The sequence below is a fragment of the Mycobacterium sp. TH-M106 genome (genome assembly GCF_057473765.1).
Map to the genome: position 1 here is coordinate 1 of NZ_JBYCLE010000093.1, position 1878 is coordinate 1878.

At 65.2% G+C, this 1878-nt stretch carries 3 protein-coding genes and 1 other RNA gene; 3 read left to right on the forward strand and 1 reads right to left on the reverse strand.

The window, feature by feature from the left end; genetic code table 11:
• From AC2VOP_RS03060 to AC2VOP_RS03070, 3 genes are all read left to right on the forward strand, one after another.
• Positions 1-311, forward strand: a 311-nt coding sequence (locus AC2VOP_RS03060) for a hypothetical protein (protein ID WP_486959605.1), incomplete at its 5' end; no start/stop codon positions are given.
• A gap of 7 nt (positions 312-318) precedes the next feature.
• Positions 319-690: a hypothetical protein gene (locus tag AC2VOP_RS03065; RefSeq protein WP_486959606.1), complete on the forward strand. Its 372-nt coding sequence runs from the start codon at positions 319-321 to the stop codon at positions 688-690.
• A gap of 388 nt (positions 691-1078) precedes the next feature.
• Entirely contained in the window at positions 1079-1390 is a 312-nt protein-coding gene (locus AC2VOP_RS03070; protein WP_486959607.1) for a PIN domain-containing protein, read from the forward strand.
• A gap of 77 nt (positions 1391-1467) precedes the next feature.
• Here the strand turns inward: AC2VOP_RS03070 and ssrA are convergent.
• Positions 1468-1859, reverse strand: a transfer-messenger RNA (tmRNA) gene (ssrA, locus tag AC2VOP_RS03075).
• Positions 1860-1878: the final 19 nt, after the last annotated feature.

Below are 1878 nucleotides of genomic sequence, written 5' to 3' on the forward strand. Positions count from 1 at the left end.
AACGCCATGAAGAGGGTATCGCCCTGGCATCGCGTCTCATGCGCGCAACCGTCAAGTGCGGCGGGGACATCATCGCCGCCTTGGGCGAGCTGAACGCTTGGGTCGCTCTGCTCTCCACGGACGAGCAGCACCAGTGCGCCGAAGAGATCGAGTCCCTGCTGTGGAGCGCGGCCGAACTCGGCGAGTACCGCCGTCTTTTGGACAGCTTCCATTCCTGGCAGGCCACCGCGCAGGCGTACGCCGCCGGCATGCCCCGCAATGACAACGACCTCACCTGGCTGTCCGACCTTACGGTGGTCGCGCGCCCTTAACTGATTCGTGCCCAAGCGCCAACAGCCGGTTCCCCGGCCGCTCAAAAGGGTTGAATACGAGCTGCGCTATACGACGCGGGAAGCGGAGAAAGGGTGGACGGATCTGCTCGCCACCGCCCGTAACGCCGCTGTGGAAGCCTGGGACTTCCTCACCAAAACGCCGCTGGACCGCTGCGACCGCTGCCAGCCGCTCAGAGGAGACTTGGCCACAGTGACGGTCCAAGGTGTGACGCTCGGCCGGTGGCAGTACGAGGTCACCGGTGGGGGCCGCATCTGGTACGCGGTGGGCGGGGCCACCGACAAGCGCACCGCGGGAACCGTGTTCCTGGTGCGCGTCGCGACAGGTCACCCGAACGAGACCGCCAAACAGTTCCGGTAGCAACGCGGGCATGGCCGGCCCGGCCACGTCCGGCGAATATGCTCGGGTCAACGCCGCCCGGTCACACCGGCGGTAACGGCGGCGAGGCCGATGTCTATGCGACAACCGGCGAAAACAAGGACGACACGACGGTTATCGGTACGCCCGGTGCGAATAACTCGTAGAGCAGGGAGCACGGCCCCGGCCGTGGCCGCCTTGGCTGCCGCAGGATTCTAGGATGCGCTCAAGGGCGAAACCGTCGACTTCCGGTCGGCGATCGGCCATATCATGTCGATATGACCGCCGCGCGAGACTCGCTGCACCATCTGGTCGACCACCTGTCTGACGATCAGGTGCCCGACGCGGTGCGCGCGTTGAAGAACCTGACGGCTGCGTCGACCGCTGCATCGTGGCCACCACCGTGGTTCGGTTCGATCACTTCCGGTCGTTCAGGCGCGACGGCGGTTCACGAACTGAGGCCCAATTCCTGAATTCGCTGGCGGACGGTACATTCCGGACTGTCGAGCTCACCGACGACGACTATCGCCGGACCGCCGAACTGGTGCTGACCTACGCCAACCTTCCGCTGGGCACGACGGACGCGACCGTAGTGGCAGCCTGCGAGCGGCTCGGTGTCACGGAAGTCGCAACGCTTGATCGCCGCCATTTCACCGTCGTTCGCCCACGCCATGTCGACGCCCTGACGCTGCTGCCTGAATGAGACCCCGGACGCGGACACTCGAAGCGGTGCCGCCTAGATAAAGGCCCTGACCTGGTGTTTCAGGTCAGGGCCCGTCTCGGTGGAGCTGCCGGGAATCGAACCCGGGTCCTACGGCGTACCCTCAAGGCTTCTCCGTGCGCAGTTCGCTCTGCCTCTGCTCGGATCTCCCGGTCACGCGAACCAGCCGAGATGACGATCCCAGTCGCTGTTGGTGTCCCGATGCGCCCCGCGACCGAGCGCATCGGTGGATCCCTCTAGCTGATGCCAGGGTCCGGGTCGAGGGCCTTCCCGGTCTGACAGGCCCGCCGTCGCTTAGGCAGCGAGGGCGAAGTCGCTCTGGCGAGCGATCTTGGCCGGAGTAAGTGCAACTTTGGCGCTTACTTGGTTACAGCGACGCTTACGGTGGTCTCCTGCCTGCACCGGCACGCTTCCCTTGATTCGACGCGCGAAGTCGAAACCGTTCAGCCCCTTTCGTGTTTTTCTGGGAG